General features: G+C 51.2%; 20 protein-coding genes and 1 pseudogene. 9 read left to right on the top strand and 12 right to left on the bottom strand.

Going from position 1 to position 18,106, the window contains the following annotated elements; all coding sequences use genetic code 11:
* Positions 1–18 precede the first annotated feature (18 nt).
* The 5 genes from AB9F27_RS18100 to AB9F27_RS18080 form a co-directional block, all read right to left on the bottom strand.
* Entirely contained in the window at positions 19–387 is a 369-nt protein-coding gene (locus tag AB9F27_RS18100; RefSeq protein WP_335584070.1) for a hypothetical protein, read from the bottom strand.
* Between the two features lie 843 nt (positions 388–1,230).
* Positions 1,231–1,599, bottom strand: a complete 369-nt coding sequence (locus AB9F27_RS18095; RefSeq protein ID WP_335584069.1) for a hypothetical protein — start codon at positions 1,597–1,599, stop codon at positions 1,231–1,233.
* 30 nt (positions 1,600–1,629) lie between these two features.
* A complete protein-coding gene (locus AB9F27_RS18090) occupies positions 1,630–2,484 on the bottom strand; it encodes a universal stress protein (RefSeq protein WP_335584068.1) in 855 nt (284 codons plus the stop codon).
* Between the two features lie 116 nt (positions 2,485–2,600).
* Complete coding sequence (locus AB9F27_RS18085) at positions 2,601–3,038, bottom strand: host attachment protein (RefSeq protein WP_335584067.1); 438 nt, start codon at positions 3,036–3,038, stop codon at positions 2,601–2,603.
* A 111-nt stretch (positions 3,039–3,149) separates the two neighbouring features.
* Complete coding sequence (locus AB9F27_RS18080; RefSeq protein ID WP_335584066.1) at positions 3,150–3,491, bottom strand: phasin family protein; 342 nt, start codon at positions 3,489–3,491, stop codon at positions 3,150–3,152.
* 466 nt (positions 3,492–3,957) lie between these two features.
* On the opposite strand from AB9F27_RS18080, the gene AB9F27_RS18075 reads away from it, so the two are divergent.
* Together AB9F27_RS18075 and AB9F27_RS18070 are read left to right on the top strand one after the other, a co-directional pair.
* Positions 3,958–5,082, top strand: coding sequence for a site-2 protease family protein (locus AB9F27_RS18075; protein WP_335584065.1), 1,125 nt, complete (start codon positions 3,958–3,960; stop codon positions 5,080–5,082).
* Positions 5,083–5,164: 82 nt separating this feature from the next.
* Positions 5,165–6,694 (top strand): PAS domain S-box protein, encoded by a 1,530-nt coding sequence (locus tag AB9F27_RS18070; protein WP_335584064.1) that lies wholly within the window; start codon positions 5,165–5,167, stop codon positions 6,692–6,694.
* Here AB9F27_RS18070 and AB9F27_RS18065 read toward each other — a convergent pair.
* The gene (locus AB9F27_RS18065) at positions 6,691–7,428 is read right to left on the bottom strand and encodes a response regulator (protein ID WP_335584063.1); all 738 of its coding nucleotides are present in this window, start codon (positions 7,426–7,428) and stop codon (positions 6,691–6,693) included. The two genes, AB9F27_RS18070 and AB9F27_RS18065, sit on opposite strands and share 4 nt — an antisense overlap.
* Positions 7,429–7,618: 190 nt before the next feature.
* On the opposite strand from AB9F27_RS18065, the gene AB9F27_RS18060 reads away from it, so the two are divergent.
* Positions 7,619–8,299 carry a helix-turn-helix domain-containing protein gene (locus AB9F27_RS18060; protein WP_335584062.1) on the top strand — a complete coding sequence of 227 codons (681 nt, stop codon included), beginning with the start codon at positions 7,619–7,621 and terminating at the stop codon, positions 8,297–8,299.
* A gap of 8 nt (positions 8,300–8,307) precedes the next feature.
* Here the strand turns inward: AB9F27_RS18060 and AB9F27_RS18055 are convergent, their stop codons facing one another.
* Entirely contained in the window at positions 8,308–8,721 is a 414-nt protein-coding gene (locus tag AB9F27_RS18055) for a DUF3775 domain-containing protein (RefSeq protein WP_335584061.1), read from the bottom strand.
* An 11-nt stretch (positions 8,722–8,732) separates the two neighbouring features.
* Positions 8,733–9,161, bottom strand: a complete 429-nt coding sequence (locus AB9F27_RS18050; protein ID WP_335584060.1) for a DUF2267 domain-containing protein — start codon at positions 9,159–9,161, stop codon at positions 8,733–8,735.
* 696 nt (positions 9,162–9,857) lie between these two features.
* On the opposite strand from AB9F27_RS18050, the gene AB9F27_RS18045 reads away from it, so the two are divergent.
* From AB9F27_RS18045 to AB9F27_RS18020, 6 genes and pseudogenes are all read left to right on the top strand, one after another.
* On the top strand, positions 9,858–10,229 hold the full coding sequence (locus AB9F27_RS18045; RefSeq protein WP_335584059.1) for a hypothetical protein: 372 nt from the start codon (positions 9,858–9,860) through the stop codon (positions 10,227–10,229).
* Positions 10,219–10,440 carry a hypothetical protein gene (locus AB9F27_RS18040; protein WP_369756396.1) on the top strand — a complete coding sequence of 74 codons (222 nt, stop codon included), beginning with the start codon at positions 10,219–10,221 and terminating at the stop codon, positions 10,438–10,440. Before AB9F27_RS18045 ends, AB9F27_RS18040 begins: the two co-directional genes overlap by 11 nt.
* Before the next feature lie 349 nt (positions 10,441–10,789).
* A pseudogene (locus AB9F27_RS18035) lies at positions 10,790–10,990 on the top strand (DUF1254 domain-containing protein); the annotation flags it as partial.
* A gap of 14 nt (positions 10,991–11,004) precedes the next feature.
* Positions 11,005–11,247 carry a DUF1214 domain-containing protein gene (locus AB9F27_RS18030; RefSeq protein ID WP_369757992.1) on the top strand — a complete coding sequence of 81 codons (243 nt, stop codon included), beginning with the start codon at positions 11,005–11,007 and terminating at the stop codon, positions 11,245–11,247.
* Positions 11,248–11,435: 188 nt separating this feature from the next.
* Positions 11,436–12,221 carry a DUF2092 domain-containing protein gene (locus AB9F27_RS18025; RefSeq protein ID WP_335586554.1) on the top strand — a complete coding sequence of 262 codons (786 nt, stop codon included), beginning with the start codon at positions 11,436–11,438 and terminating at the stop codon, positions 12,219–12,221.
* Positions 12,222–12,223: 2 nt separating this feature from the next.
* A complete protein-coding gene (locus AB9F27_RS18020; protein ID WP_335586555.1) occupies positions 12,224–12,436 on the top strand; it encodes a hypothetical protein in 213 nt (70 codons plus the stop codon).
* Between the two features lie 939 nt (positions 12,437–13,375).
* On the opposite strand, the gene AB9F27_RS18015 is transcribed toward AB9F27_RS18020, so the two are convergent.
* The 4 genes from AB9F27_RS18015 to AB9F27_RS18000 all read right to left on the bottom strand — a co-directional run bounded on the left by AB9F27_RS18015 (position 13,376) and on the right by AB9F27_RS18000 (position 17,864).
* Positions 13,376–13,525: a hypothetical protein gene (locus tag AB9F27_RS18015; protein WP_156477440.1), complete on the bottom strand. Its 150-nt coding sequence runs from the start codon at positions 13,523–13,525 to the stop codon at positions 13,376–13,378.
* Between the two features lie 289 nt (positions 13,526–13,814).
* The gene (locus AB9F27_RS18010) at positions 13,815–14,387 is read right to left on the bottom strand and encodes a YdeI/OmpD-associated family protein (protein WP_335586556.1); all 573 of its coding nucleotides are present in this window, start codon (positions 14,385–14,387) and stop codon (positions 13,815–13,817) included.
* A 385-nt stretch (positions 14,388–14,772) separates the two neighbouring features.
* Positions 14,773–15,978: an MFS transporter gene (locus AB9F27_RS18005; RefSeq protein WP_335586558.1), complete on the bottom strand. Its 1,206-nt coding sequence runs from the start codon at positions 15,976–15,978 to the stop codon at positions 14,773–14,775.
* A 281-nt stretch (positions 15,979–16,259) separates the two neighbouring features.
* Positions 16,260–17,864, bottom strand: coding sequence for a mechanosensitive ion channel domain-containing protein (locus tag AB9F27_RS18000; protein WP_335586559.1), 1,605 nt, complete (start codon positions 17,862–17,864; stop codon positions 16,260–16,262).
* Positions 17,865–18,106 lie beyond the last annotated feature (242 nt).

The raw sequence follows: 18,106 nt of genomic DNA, 5'->3' as shown, positions 1-18,106 counted from the left end.
GCCCCTGCATTTTAACGGTTAGTGTGGCGAAACGCCGTCCACTTGAACAGTCAGGGAGCCGTTGCCGACACCAACTTGATTGGTGTTGGAATAGTGGCCTGTGCCAAACTGGCCGGTTCCCGCAGCATTTAGGTGACCAGCTTGAGTCGTAACCGAGCCGTTGAATGCACCGTCTTGCAATGTGCCAGAAAAGTTTCCGGAACCGTTTTGACCAGTGAAGCTGCCATTGGCGAGACCGTACTGACCTGTCATCGCGAGGTTAGACCCAGCCTGCATTGTGGTTTGGCTGTTGAACCAACCGCCCTGATCGACGATTGACACGTTTTGGGCGTAAGCTGCGCCTGACAGAAGTGCGGAAACAGCGACGGTTGCAAAAATCTTTTTCATAATTTCCTCCATAGAGTTGATAATTAAGGTGTTGAACTTGGTATGCGTTGCGGGTTCCTCCCCGATCTGCCTCATAAATTTAGCTTGGAAAACGGCGGGAATCCCGTTGGAAAGTGCCACGAAAATCTACATTTTTTCTATATAATTCAGCCGCCTATACTTCGAATTAGCCAATTGTCCCTGCTTGGGACCAATTGCGGAGGAAATGGCGAAAACGGCTGGCCAAACAAGCAAACGGTCCACAAAACTTACGTGTCTACCGCGCGGTCAGCATTTTGGGGCAAAATTGGATTTTTGTACCCATCAGCTAGTATAAACGTACTGGGTTTTTCGTTCGAAATGACCCGAACCACGCGCGTAAAAACCCTCTAGCAAGGGAGCGACAAAACTACCGGGTTCGAAACTGGCCCTTTGTAAGAATCATATCCCAGTGCCTTCAAGGATGACTACCGACCCTCTGCGCCTCTGATTGGGATTACTCACCGGGGATGGTCATAGACAGCCAACGGAAAAACCCGTTCCGTTGGTCCAAAGATGAAACGGAGCTGTCGGAAGTGCTGATGGCAGGAAAGAGTTGGCTAACGATGTGATTGGAAGGTTGGGGAGGACGCCCGAAGAGAATAAGCTGAACGACTTTGACCGTGCTTCACACAGGTTTAGGCCTTGTGACATATCCGCGAACGCGCCGTCGCTCCCCTATAGAACGGCCAATTAAGGAGGCAGGCCTCTTGCGAGAGTGTATGTCAAAGACCCAACATTGGGGTTCACCCAAGATTTGCACAATGAGTGCAGGTCTTTTCACGGCGATTGATGCTCAGAATATGAATTGGGTTTTTCGAGGGGTCATCCCTTTTTGAGGGTCATTGCCAGACGCATTGTCGCGGCAAGGACCGCTTGCGCCAAAATGGGGGATCGGCCCGTGGTCATAGGTGCCTCGCCCTGCGGATCATTTTCGCGCAATGTGCAGGTCCAATGGCCGTCTTTGTCATTCGTTGGTCCCTGGAAATTTATGGACCAGTCGGGAAAGGCGTCATCCGCGATACGCATCGCCTCATCCGTGGTTCCAATGCGTTCTGCTAGCCTAATATCCGTGTCAACGGCGTCCGGCAAAAGATAGGCCATCCCATGCGCCACACCATCGAAATCGGCCACGGTGAGATCGGTTTGCGTCTCAAGTTCCTTGATGAGAATGTCTAATTCAGGGTCTTTCATCGGTGGGTCGCCTTTCGTGCGCGGGTTGCATCAATGGCTCAGGAGGACGGCACAATCTTGTTGTTCAATTAGGGTTTTCGTCGTACCGCCCAAAATCTCCTCGCGCAGGCGCGAATGGTCGTAGGCCCCCATGACAATCAGGTCTGCCCCTGCTTCTTTGGCCCGTTTGAGAAGAACGGTTCCGACGGGTTCCCCGCCGCTTGGATATTGCATGATGGTAATATTGCACCCTTGGTGGCTGAGCCAACGCGCGACGTCAGAGCCGGGGTTTTCACCGTCGCGCAACTGATTGGTCATTGGATCGAAAATCGCGACGGTCACGTTCTTGGCTGCCCGCAGGATCGGGAGGGCGGTCCGAATGGCGCGCGCAGCGGGAAGTCCAACTTTCCACGCGACGAAAACTGTTTCGGGTTGCAAGGAGGACGCGTTCCCTGTCCCGTTTAGCAATACACCCGTTGGCGCTTGAAAAAGGGTAACACGGAGCAACCCCTTAAAGAGATCGCTGTCCTGTCGTAATTCATTGGCAAAAACCATCAGGTCGCAAGCCATCGCCCGACGGGCTACGGTGTCGGGCAATGTGACCGCTTCGCCGCTCACTATACTCACATCCGCACTCACCCCTTGTGTCGCGAGGTACTCTTCAATCTGTAGGCGCGTTTGGTCCAGTTCGGCATTCGTTTTGTCGACTTCGCCATGCCAATCATAGGCGATGGATTGTCCGCTAAACGCTCCAACCTCATAGGTATAAAGGGGAATTGGCGGAACCGCTCCCAACACCAACACACTCAGATGCAGGTTATGCTCCCTTGCGGGGTCGGTGAGCGGTTTGAGATCGACAGACGAGGCCGACCTACCAACCACCACGAGGAGTGTGGCGTTTTTCATGGTGGCATTCCTTATATTCGGATTGCTTTTATCATGCCGCTTCACAGGATTGAGGCGTTGATCTAAATCAACTGTTACAGGCTTGATCATACTTGGAAAATGGCCGCCCTTTCGCTTTATGCGGCAATGATATTTTCAAGATGTTTGGATAGGTCTTTGGGCGCGACTTTTGTAAGGTCTTTGTCCACCGCCCCCATTACCGTTTCTTTGATGGTGTCTGGCAAGGCTGCACGTAATAACCCGAGCATATGCGGCGCTGCTACAAGGATCAGCCGATCAAAACTCCGGTCGCGATACCCATGGGCCAGTTGGGCGGCAATGAAGGTTGCAAATTTGGCCTGCGCCAAGGCCGCAGGATCGCGACGGGTTTTTGCCGCATTAGCATGCCCGTGGCTGCTGTGGCCCATACCCGCTGCGTCACTATATTCTAGGGGCGGATCGGCGTGCCATGTCTTGCCAGCCTCACTGACAAACCCTTTTCCCGGGCCGTTGTTTTTCATAACATGCGCGATCTCAGCATTTGCAAGAACGGCCCAAGTCACGACGGGTTTCATGGCAGGTCTCCTACTCCTCATTTCCCTTTCACCATATCGCTGCGGAGGTTTCCGTTTATGACATGGATCAACCGTCGTTTCGATCTGGGGCGTGGAGTGGCGGCGATGGTCCTAGTTTTTAGACGTACTGTTGGGGCGCGCCTTTACGGCCATCTCTCCGCTCATTTCGATCAGTTTCCCAGTCTCGACTTGATATTGATCAAAAGCTTTTTGCATAAATTGCGCCTGTACGCGCTGGGCTTCGGAAATTGATTTGCAGTGCAACAAAGCATGCTGCGTTTGCACGTCCTCTTTGATGCGTTCGGCCACAAAAGAAGTGATCTCATTCCCTAAACTGGCGAGATTTTCGAACCATGCCGTTCCCATCCAGCTGATGGGGGTCAGCGGCCTAAAGGCAGCAAGCGGATCGAAGGCGTCTGGTGTTTTTTTCGAGGTTTCGGTCTTGCGGTCCATTTTGGTCTCCTTCGGGTTTTGTTGCGAGCAAATGCAGAATATAGCGATATTGGGTTTTCGTCTTGATCAGTGTCAAATCTCCTGCAAAAACCTATGGGTTTGGTTTAAGGACTGCCCGCCAAATTTGGGCGCAGTTCAAAAGAAACCTGTTTTTTTCAAATCTCTTGTATCAGTTCATTCCTCGCGCGTATTGGTGCAGAAAGTTCAAAGTTTTGATCTCGCTCAATTGCGGCACTGAAAAACCTGCGCAAACTGCGAGGCGAAAATCAGCGCGCTCATGTGGACAATGGGCGGGGAAGAAAACAGATGCAAAACGGATTGAGAACTCTGCAGGGCCAGAAAACGTCGATGAGTGTTCTCGTCGGATTTAGCGCGCTTTCAGGCTCGCCACTGAACGCATGCGCCCGAAAAACGATGGCCAATTGGTTGAGATCCATTGTGCGATCGAGGTCGAGAGGGCGCGCGCATGTGGGGTAAGGGTGTTAAGATTACAAGCATCGATGGCTTTGATATCAAAGTGGATGCAAGCTGGCTTCTTATTGCGACATTGATCGTTTGGAGCCTTGCGACTGGCTATTTTCCAAGCAAACTTCCCTTGGCGGACCCATCAACACTTGTGGGTCTGGCAGTGATCGCAATGCTGGGGCTGTTTGGCTCCTTGATCCTTCATGAACTCGCTCACGCGGTTGTCGCAAGACGCTTTGGCCTTAATATACACGGGATTACGCTTTTTTTGTTCGGAGGGGTCGCCGAATTGCAAACCGAGCCAACGGATGGTCGGAGTGAATTTTGGATCGCGATTGCTGGTCCCATCGCGAGTCTGTGTATCGCCTTGGGGTTCTGGGGAGGCGCTCAATTTTTGACTGTTGTTGGATTTCCTGAGGCGGCGCAGTTGGTTTTCCAGTATCTGGCGACCGTCAACCTCGTCCTCGCGATCTTTAACTTACTGCCCGCATTTCCGATGGATGGCGGACGTGTGTACCGCGCTTGGCTTTGGACACGCTCAGGCAATCTGTTGGCGGCGACCCGATATGCCACAACGGTTTCGGCCGTTTTTGCCTATATGTTTATGATGCTTGGTTTTTATGCGGCTTTCTCAGGTGATTTGGCTGTGGGTCTCTGGCCGATCCTGATCGGGCTTTTCTTGCTGGCGACATCGCGCGCGGCCCTTGCGCGGCTTGAAACCGAGATTGCACTGGGCGCGCGGACGGTCGAAGATTTGATGACCCGCGCCCCTTGGACGGCGCGGCCCTATCAAACATTGTCGGAGGTGGTGGATAGCGTCTTTTTGGAACACGGAATCATCTTTGCGCCCGTTATCGAGAACAACACCCTTCTTGGTTATGTAGATCTTCAGTTGGTTCAGCGTATTGATCGCGAAAACTGGGCCAACACAACGGTGGAAGATGTGATCGAAAGTACCAGAGAAGAAAACACCGTTTTACCCGAGATGCAGGGGCGCGACTTAATGGAGCGGATCCTGAAAACGGGTCGCCGCAAATTCCTTGTTGCAGGCGAATATGGCCTTGTTGGTGTGATTACGCTTTCCGATTTACTCGCTTATTTGCGTGTTTCGCAAGAAATTGGCTAGTAAGCTAGGTGGTCTCGTGGCAGATTTGTTAAATGCTTATTCACTGGTTTATTAACAGTAAGCTTGTCGGGGGTACCCCAGTTTGACAATAGATGACCACGCCTTGCTGCTTGCGACGCTGGACGCTGCGGTTGATGCAATCATTGTATCCGACCGCAAAGGTGTCATTTTGCGCCTCAACAAAGCAGCGGCAGAAATGTTCGGCTGGCCTATAGACAAACTGATCGGCCAAAACGCCCGCATTCTTGTTCCCGGCGGCACGGCGGCACGGCATGAAGATTTTATTACCACCTATCTTCAGACTGCCAAAAAGGAGATCACTGGCTCTGGCCGCGACGTTGAAGGGCTGCGCGCGAACGGAACCGTTTTCCCACTACATGTTTCCATTGGAAAGGCCGATATCCAAGGCGATGTCGCTTTCGTTGCAATCGTGCATGATTTGACCCGCCGAAAGGCGACCGAAGAGGCCTTGGCGCGGTCGCAACGCATGGAAGCCATCGGCCAAATGACGGGAGGTATTGCGCATGATTTCAACAACCTTCTTACGGTCGTGATCGGCAATCTTGAACTGCTCCAAATGAAGTCAGAAAATGAGGAAGGTTTGGCGTTGATTTCGGATGCGCTAGAGGCCGCTGAACTGGGGGCGGACCTGACGTCTCGGTTGATGGTGGTTTCGCGCAAAAGTGCCCTGACCTGCGAAGTGATCGCGATGAACGATGTCGTCAAACACTCCATTGCAATCCTGAAAAGGACCATCACTGCGCGCATCAATATCCAAGCGGATTTGGCAGAAAATCTATGGCCCACGGTCGCCGATAAGACACAATTTCAGACTGCGATTTTGAATTTGGCCCTCAATGCGCGTGACGCGCTGTCCGAGGGGGGGCGGATTCATATCGACACGCGGAATGTTACGCTGGACGATACTTATTTGGCGCAGGAAATCGGTGTGAAAATTGGCAACTACATCCGCTTGTCTGTCAGTGATAACGGCGAGGGTATGTCGCGCGAAACGCAACGCCATGCTATTGATCCGTTCTTTACGACTAAGCCCGTTGGCAAAGGGACGGGCATGGGACTCTCACTCGTTTATGGCTTTGTGAAGCAATCGGGTGGGCATCTGACGATCTATAGTGAGGTCAAAAAAGGCACGACAATCAACCTTTACTTTCCTGCGTTGATTGGGGCGGATGAGCTAAAAACTCTGACAGAAACCGTTGATCATAAATTTCAAAATATTGGAGCGGGTCGACGTGTGCTTGTGGTTGAGGATGATCCGCGTGTGCTGCGTTTGTCCCAAACACGTCTTTTGGCGCTTGATTTTGAATGTATTACCGCGACTTCGGGTGATATCGCGTGGGATATTTTACAGGCCCGAGACGATATTGATCTGGTTTTTACAGACCTTGTTATGCCCGGGAAACTGTCGGGATATGACCTTGCTAAAAACGTCACAAAACACAGGCCTGATGTGCATGTGATGGTAACGTCTGGTTTCTCGGAAGGCGTGTTATTGGGGGGGCGGGTTCGTGAAGAATTTAAAATTCTACGCAAACCCTATCGTCAAGCCGAGCTAGTCGAAGCACTTCAGGCGGTACTGGAGAACGACTAACTCTTACCTGTGGGAGTTTCCGTTAGAGTATAGCCAATTCCGCGCACTGTTTTTATGAGGAGTGGAGTGGCGGGGTCGCGCTCGATTTTCTTACGCAAACGCGCAACTTGGTTGTCAATCGTTCGATCAAGGGGCGCCCATTGTGGCCCGTCAATGAGGTCCATCAGGCGATCCCGCGATAGAGGACGTTTTGGGTGGTTCAAAAAGGCGACGAGGAGTTTGAAATCGGCCGTTGTTAGATCGCAGATTTCGCCATCTCGGTCTTTTAGGATCATATGATCAAGGTCAACGGTCAAACCGTCAAGGTTGAGCGGCGCGGTGCTTGATGACGCGCCCGGTTCTGGTGTCAAATGACTTGGAACCTGCCCATCAGAACGGCGTAAAACGGAGCGCACGCGAGCCAAGACTTCCCTGACATGAAAAGGTTTAGCCAGGTAGTCGTCGGCGCCAACCTCTAGCCCGACAATGCGGTCGATCACATCATCTTTGCCCGTCACCATAATGATTGGAACGTTGTGCGAGCGGCGAATGTCGCGCGCAATATCCAACCCGTCATCTGCGCCAAGGTTCAGATCCAGCGTCATTAAATCGGGGGTACTCTTTAAGAAAGCGTCCCGAACGCCGTCGCTGTCGCTCGCCTCGCGCACAGAATATCCACCCTCTTCGAGGCAACGTCGAAGAAGTGCACGAACCTTAGGGTCATCATCAACAACGAGGATATTTTTTGAAATCACAGAGAACGCCCTATAATAATTCGGACTGAGAATATTAACCGACAATACTGAAAACGCTGGAAAATAGCTAGCTATAGGTTGTTTTTCCGAGGTTTTGATACAATTTGATACAAACCGTTACGAAGCCGCGGGATTGGATGCGACGATATTCTGCGAAAATGGGAAGTCATTTCTCTTGGGGGGAACTAGCATGTACGTTACATTTTCCATGGAACAACACCCGTTTTCATATACACCGTTTTTCAAAGTCCCGCGCAAAATTCTTACGAATGCGCCAAATAATCGAAGATATCCATCAAGTGCGAATTTATTTCGGGAAGGGGATAAAGCTGAGCATGTTTATGAGGTTAAGTCTGGGGTTTTGCGTTTGGCCCGCGTGCTTGCGAACGGCCGCAGACAAGTTATAGCCTTTGGATTGCCGGGTGACATTGTTGGATTTCCCAATGGTGATTTTCATCATACGGACTGCGACGTGGTTTCGTCAGCGGAGGTCATCGCACACCGACTCAGTGAGCTTGAGAGTGCCAAGGGTGATTTAGAAATACACCGTCGCCTTATGAAGGCGGCCTTGCGTGAAATTAGCTGCATGCAAGACCATGTCATGATGCTCGCGTGCAAGTCAGCGATGGAAAAGGTCGCGTCGTTCCTTTGTGTCTTGTCTCTGCGGACGGGCACGCCGAGCAGTAATTATACCGTTTTTTCGCTGCCGATGTGTCGCGCCGATATCGCTGATTTTCTGGGTCTGACCATCGAAACCGTCTGTCGGATGTTTAGCCTTCTGCGCAAAGAGGGCACGATTGCCCTTAACACGCCGCAAACCGTGGTGGTTCTGGATATGGAAGCCCTCACCGACGCCTCTCAGTCCGACTAGCTTGCGGGCTAATATATCCCATTTTGGAGCAAGTGATCATGTCCTAATTTCTCAAGGCCATTGGCGATGTCGTCAGCGGCCAAAGGGTGGGACAATAAATAGTGGGAGGTTGGTCGGAAGGAGCGCTCTGCTGCGAGGGACAAGGCCTCCTCCCAGTCCGCTTCACCGAAATCGCCGCGCCCGACCCACATCAACGCAACCAACTCGTATTGGTGATCGAGGATCATTGCGTCTATTTCCTCAATAAGTTCCTCGTGGGACGGCTCCGTACCAACTTCTTCGTTCAGAGTGATATGATGCGATTCTGGGAGTGCATTGTCGCGGGCATCACGCGGCGTGTCTTCATCGCCCAACGTTTCCGCGCGCATCTTGAAGAGGAGCCGGCGCAAGAAATCCGGTGCGATTGTCAAATTGTTAACCATTTCAAACCCCGTTAGTCTGGCCACATTTCACAGATAGATTTTGGCAGTCCAGCTTTCACATCCCTGATCTCGCCTTCGGAAATCCTGTTGTTCAGCGTCCTGAAGACGGCCACAATATCTTGCGCGCCACGCCAATCCTGAACTTCCGAAACTTGGGCTTCGATTGACGCGATAAAATGTTCCGCCTTTTGGTCACGTAGGGGGGTATGCGCGAGGTTCCACCCCTCAAAAAACATGCCACGCACCAGCAGAGGCATCTGGGCCGAGAGCTGCACTGCTTCCTCATGTTGCAGGTGATCGCGAATTTGCGCCATTGTTGCGCGCAGCAAACGCAGGGCATCGCGGCTGCTGCTCCAAGCTAGTCTATCGCGCAATTCGTTGATCCATTCATGGGTGAGTTGAACTGTATGGTCGATCACTTCCAGTCCTTGAGCCGACATCGTGTCCTCCCTTTTTGGTGCGTGTTTTAACTGTTGCGGGCGTGCGTTTACGGTTGGCCAATCATCGGTTCAAGAAACGCCGCCGTTATATACCGCCACGGCATTTAAAGCGCAGTACCAGAGACATTTTCTGTCATTATGTAACTGCCAATCATGTGGTCAGTAGTGTCAGCAGGGTTTTGGCCGAGGAGACTGACAAAAACGAAGGCTCAGACCGCGGTTTTCACATCAGTCACAGTGAATATCTTTACTCTCGCTTCCTTTCAAAGGTTTAGCCTGAAAAAACATCGTCCGATTGATAGGAATCAACTCGAGCCTGTGATTTTCTCGACCAGATGGGGTTTGCGGCTATTGGCAACGTCGTCCCTTGCCATAAACTATGGGTGTTTATTGCTATTTGGCTGCTGCGGCATTTTTTAGAGTATGCACGGACTAAACAGAGACGCGGAGACTATGATATCTGGATGACGTAAATTTAGGGGATTGGTTTTGTCCAAAAAATCCGACCCCAATCACCGACCACATTAAATTCCTGCGAAATTGCGCGCGAGAGGTTGGTCTGGATTTCGGTTGCGGGTTGTGCAATTGGACGCAATTTTTAACCCGCTTTTTTAAATTGTGGCGTACAAAGCTAAGCCGTTCAAAAGCCGTGCGGATATCATTTATCTCGCAACAGAACGTTGATCAGCCGAGCTGATGGGCAAAAATAGTACATTTACAGTGGTTCCCACTAATTGCATTGCAGGGCAAACTGCGCCTCTATTTGCCCGAAATGGTCCCGGATGGGCCGTCAATGATGCGTCCTCCGCGCAAACCGGTTTCCCAAAACTGTCGGGTGAACTTGCGAATGGAACCCAGCTTGAACACAACGATGTCATCAAAACCTTGGCCCGTCCTTTTGAGGGTGCGCTTGCGACCCCGCTCACGGATAAACTATGGATCGCAACGGCCAATTCCCCCAAAAACGACCCCACTTTGGATTCAGCCACCGCACCGACCGTCTGGACGGGCATTGGGAAAAATACTGAACCTTTGGGCATTCCATCATGGGGCGTTCATGACCCCTGAAGAATGCGCCAAACTCAAGTGGCAGGCGGCAATTGATGGTGGCGGTGAGATGACGATGCCAAATTCGCTTCTCACAGAGGTCGATCCAAACATGTCGGAAATTTTCGATGATATGGATATTTCAGCACCAATTCCGTCGCTTCATACCATTGGGATGCTCAATGATATGATTGCGATTTATTTTGGGTCGAGTGAAAGAATGTTCAGGTAGTTCTGGGATCCTGCCGCCAAAAAACTGAGTGAAGATGAGAGTTGGGACGCCTCAAGTATCTTGGCCGAGGGGCAAGTCGCGTTAACTGCCCTCATGATCATGGGCGATTGGGGGGCTGTCCAAACGAGTGGATAGGTTTCGACCAAGACTGCCTCCAGCGTTGCCGTGGTGAACAAAAATGGCTCAAACAAGCGGGCAGTCATTTACCCTTTTGGCGATATACTCGCCGCGGGCGAAATCAGTTTTGCGCCTCCCAAAGCGGGTGGCGAACCCGAAAATAACATGCTCAATTCCGCGGATGCGGCGAACGGACTTGCGGCGCCGATAAACACTTTAGCGACCAAATTTTGACACGCTGCATTCCCTGGCGTGGCTTGATCTGACACAGGGGGCGGTCCTCATTCAAGCGCCCGATACGGATGAAAGATACTACGTTGCGACCTGTCGGGCATGTGGAGTATGGTCTTTGCATCGATTGGATCGCGCACAAACCAACGGTGAAAAGGATTTTGACGCCGTTCATGCGTTGCAAGATCATTTCGCTGTGTAGCGACGCAGTTGGCAATGCATTGGACGGACATAACGCCCATGTCCTTCATGTCGATAAGGAAGACTTACCCCCCCCCCGAAGCTTTTTGGTCGCTTTCCCTCTTTGACAACGACGGCTTCCCCACCGCCAATCCGTTGAACCGCTACGCAGTATCAAGCTGGATGCCGCTAACGTATAATTCTGACGGGTCACTTGATATTCGCATTCGTTCTGAGGCACCGAAGCTGCGGAAGAAACAGGCTGGTTGCCTTCTCTAAAAGCTGGATATGGATTGAACATGCGTTTATAAGCGCCCTATTCCGATGTCATTTCAGGCAAATGGGCACCATCGGCGGTTTCGAAGGTGATATGAAAATCAATTGGAAATCCCTTGCAATTACGAAGGGAGAGCGTACGGTTTTTGAACTCGCGCTCAATGAATTAACGAACCAATCAGGAGTGATAAATGGCTGACAAAATTAAACGCTTGCGCATAGGTGTTGCCGCAGCGGGGCTGGGGTTTGCATTCTTGGCACCCACGGCGATGGCGGATGAAGCAGATGCGGATCGCCTTCTCAAGGCGATGTCGGACTATCTTGCCGCGACCACAGAGTTTAGCTTTGACTATGACGCGACACTTGATGTTGTTTCCGTCGAGGATCAAATCATCAGCTTTGCCAGCTCTGGCGAGGTTGCTTTGGCGCGTCCAGACAAGTTTCATGCGACCAGAGTGGGTGGGTTTACCAACATTGTCATGAACTATGACGGCTCGAATTTCAGCGTTTTGGGTAAAGATGCGGGTGTTTACACCCAACTGCCCATTTCAGGGTCAATTGATCAATTGGTCGATACCCTGCGAGAAAGTTATGGTCAGCCATTACCCGCAGCCGACTTGCTCACCACGGATACATATGCCGCGTTGATGGGGAATGTCACGGATGTCAAAGACTTTGGCAGTGGCGTTTTTGCTGGCCAAGAGTGCGACCATCTTGGACTTCGCACCGATGAAGTTGATCTGCAAATTTGGATTGCGCAAGGCGATCAGCCTTATCCTTGTCGGTATGTGATTACCACGCGCGGTGAAAAACAAGGGCTGCAATATAGCTTGAACATCCGCGATTGGCGCACTGGCGAAACCTTGGCTGATGATGCGTTTACTTTTATGGCGCCTGATGGGGCCACCGAAGTCAGCATTGAGGACTACAAAGAGCAAGTCAGCGAACTGCCAGACTTCATCAGAATGGGAGAATAACAATGAAACTAGGTCGTCGTATTTTAACACTTGGCGTTTCTGCGGTTCTTATTGCTGGAACATTGGAACTGGGCGCGCATTTTGATGTTCCAGGCGTCAAAGGCATTGCTACCCAAGCGGAAGCCAGAATTGGTCGTCCCCTGACCCCAGTAAGCATTGCAGGTGTCGGGCGCAGAACCGTCCGCAGATGCGCAGTCGGCGTCTATAATTGCTAGGCTAGGCAGTCACCAGTGAATTACGGAGAGGCTAGGGGCGCAATCTTCTAGCCTCTTTTTTGTTAATGTGCCGCCCGAAGTGCTCGTTTAGGCTACTTTCTGTTAGACAGCACGACGGGTTTGCCATGAATGCAGTCAGACCAGTTCAGCCTTGATGGTTTTAAAGAAGGTTTCCATTGCTGCATTGTCGTATCAATTTCCCTTACCGTTTATCCACTGCTGGGCTGCCGATAAACTTAAGCCTCTTGGTTTGGCTCGCGAAGAACTTTGTTACCTTTTTAGGACTTCCCTTTTCTCAGTTCGGCGACTTTGCGTTCAAGGTTAGATTGCACCGCAGGTTTCTCATGGTCTTTGCCTTCTTGTTGAATCCATTTGCTCAAGGTTGCAAACCCAACGTCAATATCAGCGGCAGCCTGTTTTCGGGTGAGCCGCTCGTTAGAGCAACGCGTACCGCTTCTTGTCTAAATTCTGCTGTGCGTTTCGTTCCCATAGGGGGTCTCTTTTTGCGCATAATATGCGGTCAGAGGAGCGGCACAAACCCGTGACAAGCCCAGTCAAAATAGGAGCCTTATTGGCAGGCGCTGCATGGAGATCATCTTAAGCTCATTGATTGACTGGCTCCACATAACGCTGAAAAGACACCCCATTCTTGGAAGGCTTATGATCGGTATTGTTTTTGGCTTTGGTTGCTGGATCTCTTAATTTAAGTGGGCTCACCAATCCTAGCCGATAAATTCTGAACGGCGGCTTTGCTCTCGCAGAGTAGACCTTCCCGCCGTGAAGATGCTACACGATGCGCGAATGCCCAACGCGGCATCGCATATACCAGTCCAAAGTCCGGTTAGGGCCGTTCATAACGGAAGCGTATAAAGTGCATTTAGCAGCACGGCTTGCCAACGCCGCTTTGATATCAAAAAGTTTTGAAATACAGTAGCCAGCTTATGCAGATTTATTTTTCGCCTTCTTACCAGTCATGGTTGGTCGCTCGCCATGTTGCGCACCAGAACCTTTGAGCGCTTGATACCAAGCAGGTTTCTGGACAGGATTTGCTCCCGGGCGTTTCACTTTCGGCTTTTTGGGTTTAGGCATTTAGTATCCTTTCCGGATTTCGGCCTGAGATATAAGATATGTGATCTGATTGATACCGCCAAATTTTAACTTGGGTTGGGTGACCGCAAGAGTGAGCGCTACAAAGGCCGCTGTAAAATACCGAATTTGAAAGAACGAAGTGGTCCCCGCGAATGTCCGCAATGTGACTGCCGCGCAGAAACGAAGGCGCACGGCTCAAGGTCAGCAATGGGCCGTTCAGGTTGGTTGGCCTGTGTTTCGGTCAACGTTGGCCGCTGCGCCCGCGACCTCTGCAACTATTCTGTAGAGACTATGCCTTCTTTCTAAAGGGTGGTATTTTTTGTCCAGATTCTGACGAAGAAATTAGTACGCCAAGCCTTTTTAGACGTGTTTCTTCTTTCTTGGCGCTCATGACCCACCAAATAGTGTCTCTTTTGTAGGAGGGGGCGAGACTGGTGAAAAATGACCAGGCGGACTGGTTCGCTTCGATCTGCACCTCATACTCACGGTCAAGCGGAACGTTTCTGTGCTCACTGGAGTAGCCTTGCATATCGGTTCTGCTATTAAAGAGGTGCAGCCCTGCGGGTTTCATTTTCCCTAGTTGCAGAAGTGTTTCGACCTTCTTTACGTTCACCGCACTCCACACACTTGTTAATTTGCGTGGGGTAAAGCGTATCTTATAACTTTGTTCATCAATGGTTTTTCGAATACCGTCGATCCACCCATAACAAAGAGCGACATCAACGGATTCAGACCACGTATGGCTTTCGCGTCCAGTTTTCTTCCTGAAATAGCCCACCCAAAGCTCACTGGCTTGGGCATGATGTTCATCCAGCCAATCGGTAAACTCTTCTTGGTTTTTGAAAAAAACTGCATCGACCATTCTTGTCTCCATCGGTGGTTCATCGCCCCAGCGAAGCTGGAAGGGGTTCCTTGTTCTTTAAACGCTCTTGGGCCTAGATCACACCCTGCCGTCCCAGCAATCCAAACATCGCCTGGTTCGTTTCTTCAGGCGTTTTCTGCTGAATTCAATGACCGAAATCCAGATCGACCACCTCCTCATTGGACACAAAATCTGTGAAGGTCACCGCCTTCGCGACTGGATCATGGTCACCTCCGACAATAAGTGTCAGTTACAGTCCAGGTTTCTGTGTAAATTGATACTGCCTGTGAACCCTGTTGCTTCAAAAGCGGGCGTTCGTGTGACGCGCAGCATTTTCATCTGTGAAGCTTGGGTTGGCTAACGGTTTGTTGGACCACGTCGACGTTCAGACGGAGGCGTGCCCCCGTAGGCGAAAGACCAACGGCATCATAGCAAGAACGAGAACGGCCGCGAAGAAGAAGGGGGCACCCGGCATGTAAGTGCCCTCGGCGTCCACGGATGCCTGAAACAGCCCAGTCATTACAAGGGGCGACAGGATTGCGGCAAGGGATGACAGCGAAGCGATAACGCCCTGCACGACCCCCTGCCGATCGTCATCCGTCTGGTTCGATGCCATGGCTGTCATCAATGCAGGCACAAGATCCGACAACGCAGCAAGGATAAGAAAGACCACCAGAGCCGTAATCGACCCCGTGAAGCCAAATCCAATCATCCCGATCAGCGCCGAAATCATGCCCAGCATCAAGGTGCGGAAATCCCCGATCCACCTGATAAAGACCGGCATCAATCCCCCCTGTACCAAAGCCAAAAGCACGCCGTAGGCCGCGAGCGAAAGCCCAATATAGAGTGTCGGCCAATCGAACACTTCGCGGGTCCAGAAAGCCCAAAGCGTTGGATAAACCATGTTGGCAAATTCGAAGATGAAAATGCAAACCAGTGGCACAGCAAGCCCCGGCAAGCGGAAAGCATCGAAAATCGATTTGAACGGGTTGAGGTCGCGCTTGCCAAAAGGGCGGCGTTTTTCTGGCGTCAAGCTTTCTGGCAGCACAAAAAACCCAAACAATGCGTTGCCCGCCGCCAAGGCCGCGGCGATCCAGAACGGAGCAGAGAGGCTGATTTCAGCGGCAATACCACCCAAAGCGGGGCCAAGGACAAAGCCGATCCCGAATGCTGCGCCGATGAGGCCAAAGTTCGCAGCCTTTTCTTGCGGGGAAGACATGTCAGCAATATAGGCCGTCGCGGTAATGTAGGTCGCCCCAGCGAGGCCTGCGAGGGACCGTCCGAGAAGGAGCAGCCAGAAACTATCGGCCAAGGCCATGATCACATAATCTAGTGCCAACATAACGAGCGCGGCGATCAGTATCGGTCTGCGGCCAACAGCATCCGAAATGCTGCCCACAATAGGCCCACTCAGGAACAACGCGCCTGCATAGGCTGCCATGAGCAACCCGCCCCACAAAGCGCCTTGTCCGGTGTCACCCGCACCCACGCGCTCCATCAAGTCCGGCATGATGGGGAATACGATACCGATACCGATGGCGTCGATCATCAGCGTTATGAGAATGAAGACTAAGGCACGATTTTTGAACATGTCACCCTATCGGATGGAGCCTCCTGAAAAGCAAGATAAAAGAGGTGTTGTTTTGTGACACCTTATCCAAAACCGCATCCTCCACGTTTAGAGTTTCGCCGCCAAATGGAACGAATGCGTCCTACGACAATGTCCGTGAAACGACACCGCGATTCATCGATCCGTGACCGGACTGCGAGACTGAACAAATGCAGTGGCTTTGAAAATATCGATCTACATTCAAGGGAGGCAGAACCAATCGTGATTTTATTTTCTAACGCCTAGTTGGCCGCCATTTAGTATCAACTGGCGTGTGCTAATTTTCCGTCCCAAATCTCGGCCGATATTTTTGGATCAATAGGATCGGCGATGTAAGACGGGGTCATGATCTGTACCTTGTTTTCATTGAATACGGCAACGATATTCCGGTGAAGGTCGGACGTAATCTTAGGGATGCTCGACCCTCGTGTGGTGAAGGCATTGACCTGATAATTTATAGCGAAGTCAGCAAGTTCGGTCCAAAGTACAAAAGGCTCTGGGCGGCTTTTCAACCCATCAGTTCGTTGCGCGGCCTCAATCAGCATCGCCTCGATTTTTTCAGGGGTCTCTTCATAGCCGATCCCCACCGTGGTGTGCAAAAGCAGGCCACTGCCATGCACGCGCTTTGTATAATTGATCACTTCAGAATTCAACATTTTCGCATTTGGAATGCTGATCAACTCGTTTTTGACGGACTTGATATGTGTCTCCATCAACTTTATTTCGACCACGTCGCCGACATGGGCCCCAACTTTGATCCGGTCACCGATATTCATGCTGCGACGGTAGATCACGAACAGACCGGACAACACGTTGCTCATCACCGAGTTGGAGCCTAGGGACAGCATCGCGCCCACGAGAAGGGACAGCCCTCGAAACGCCGAAGAATCCGACCCCGGGACATAAGGAAAACAAAATACAATCGCGATCAAGATTACGGCCACTCGCAGAATATTAAATGTCGGATCGACCCAGTGTTTTTCGAAATCCCCGAGCGTAATACTACCTGCGGCCACCGCATCGAAAAACACCCGAAGCCCGCGAATTAGGAAGCGTGCCAATAGTGCAATCAACAAGATCGTGACGATGTTCGGCGCGACCGAAGCAATTCCGAGCGCAATTCTGAGGACGGGGCCCGTGACATGAGTTAGCAAAAGATTCGCCATCGGGCGGGTTTCGGCAACGGCAAAGAGTACGAAAGTTAGATAATAATATAAGCCCAGAACAAACATGATCAGTAGGATAAACTTAAAACCAAAGAGGATGAGTGCGGCAATGGCGCGAACCTGAACCATCTTGTTGGTTGCCAATTCAAACGAGGAAAACTGCCTTTGAACGACGATACTGATCCATTTGTTGCCTTTTTTACGCAGCAACAGCATGGCTCCACAAAATACCAGAAACACCAAGGTCCACATCCCGACTTCAATTGCGCTGTCAGCACGCGCGTCGTCGGTCCGGTCTGCCCTGTAATTTGAAATTGCCTCAGAAATAGCATCAGCATGCAGCCCCGCCAACACGGGCAACGGCAGTTTTTCCATATCTGAATCGGCTTGGGTCACAGTCGAAATAAGGTTTACGCCAGCAAAGATTTGATGTCCAAGCGCATCCTCGCGGATGTCCATTTTTAAATTCTTAATTGCGCTGGATCCTGCGACGTCAAGTATTCTCGTCTCAACAATTGCTGCACGTTCAACCGCGGGCTGCGCGCTTGAACCGCGCAGGAAAAACAACTCATCGCCCTCTATAACAACAGGTGCCAAATAGACGTCATCAACCTTTTCAACGTTTGCCGTAGTCTCCTCGGACGTGGTTTTGGTCTGGGCATGCAGTGGCAACGCCAGCAAAAACGATCCGATAGCAATCAACGAAAATAACCTGAGCCAGTGGAATGGCGGTTTGCGGGATACTGTGTCTGATTTGCGGAATTCCATTATGGATGAATATATCGACAATTCGAAACTGCCTAGAGGAGGTCCCGCAAACTAGGCTATTCAGGCGGGAATAAGCCAACGGGTGCGATTTGACATCAACTCAAAACGCGCAACCTTCAAGGCGCCTGCACATCTGAAAACAATATTTGGCGCAGTCATGTTCAAGGTGTCCTTCC

Source organism: Falsihalocynthiibacter sp. CO-5D18 (genome assembly GCF_041205445.1).
GTDB lineage: Bacteria > Pseudomonadota > Alphaproteobacteria > Rhodobacterales > Rhodobacteraceae > Falsihalocynthiibacter > Falsihalocynthiibacter arcticus.
The sequence above is the reverse complement of the archived record's forward strand: the minus strand, read 5'-3'. Positions and strand labels throughout refer to the sequence as shown.

Bases quoted from the DNA above. Each gene is read 5' to 3' on its own strand.
- AB9F27_RS18045 (WP_335584059.1), top strand. From the start codon at position 9,858: ATGGGCAAAAATAGTACATTTACAGTGGTTCCCACTAATTGCATTGCA.
- AB9F27_RS18010 (WP_335586556.1), bottom strand. From the start codon at position 14,387: ATGGTCGATGCAGTTTTTTTCAAAAACCAAGAAGAGTTTACCGATTGG.
- AB9F27_RS18040 (WP_369756396.1), top strand. From the start codon at position 10,219: ATGACCCCTGAAGAATGCGCCAAACTCAAGTGGCAGGCGGCAATTGAT.
- AB9F27_RS18085 (WP_335584067.1), bottom strand. From the start codon at position 3,038: ATGAAACCCGTCGTGACTTGGGCCGTTCTTGCAAATGCTGAGATCGCG.
- AB9F27_RS18075 (WP_335584065.1), top strand. From the start codon at position 3,958: ATGTGGGGTAAGGGTGTTAAGATTACAAGCATCGATGGCTTTGATATC.
- AB9F27_RS18060 (WP_335584062.1), top strand. From the start codon at position 7,619: ATGTACGTTACATTTTCCATGGAACAACACCCGTTTTCATATACACCG.
- AB9F27_RS18080 (WP_335584066.1), bottom strand. From the start codon at position 3,491: ATGGACCGCAAGACCGAAACCTCGAAAAAAACACCAGACGCCTTCGAT.
- AB9F27_RS18090 (WP_335584068.1), bottom strand. From the start codon at position 2,484: ATGAAAAACGCCACACTCCTCGTGGTGGTTGGTAGGTCGGCCTCGTCT.
- AB9F27_RS18015 (WP_156477440.1), bottom strand. From the start codon at position 13,525: ATGCCTAAACCCAAAAAGCCGAAAGTGAAACGCCCGGGAGCAAATCCT.
- AB9F27_RS18100 (WP_335584070.1), bottom strand. From the start codon at position 387: ATGAAAAAGATTTTTGCAACCGTCGCTGTTTCCGCACTTCTGTCAGGC.
- AB9F27_RS18025 (WP_335586554.1), top strand. From the start codon at position 11,436: ATGGCTGACAAAATTAAACGCTTGCGCATAGGTGTTGCCGCAGCGGGG.
- AB9F27_RS18030 (WP_369757992.1), top strand. From the start codon at position 11,005: ATGCATTGGACGGACATAACGCCCATGTCCTTCATGTCGATAAGGAAG.
- AB9F27_RS18055 (WP_335584061.1), bottom strand. From the start codon at position 8,721: ATGGTTAACAATTTGACAATCGCACCGGATTTCTTGCGCCGGCTCCTC.
- AB9F27_RS18050 (WP_335584060.1), bottom strand. From the start codon at position 9,161: ATGTCGGCTCAAGGACTGGAAGTGATCGACCATACAGTTCAACTCACC.
- AB9F27_RS18005 (WP_335586558.1), bottom strand. From the start codon at position 15,978: ATGTTCAAAAATCGTGCCTTAGTCTTCATTCTCATAACGCTGATGATC.
- AB9F27_RS18095 (WP_335584069.1), bottom strand. From the start codon at position 1,599: ATGAAAGACCCTGAATTAGACATTCTCATCAAGGAACTTGAGACGCAA.
- AB9F27_RS18020 (WP_335586555.1), top strand. From the start codon at position 12,224: ATGAAACTAGGTCGTCGTATTTTAACACTTGGCGTTTCTGCGGTTCTT.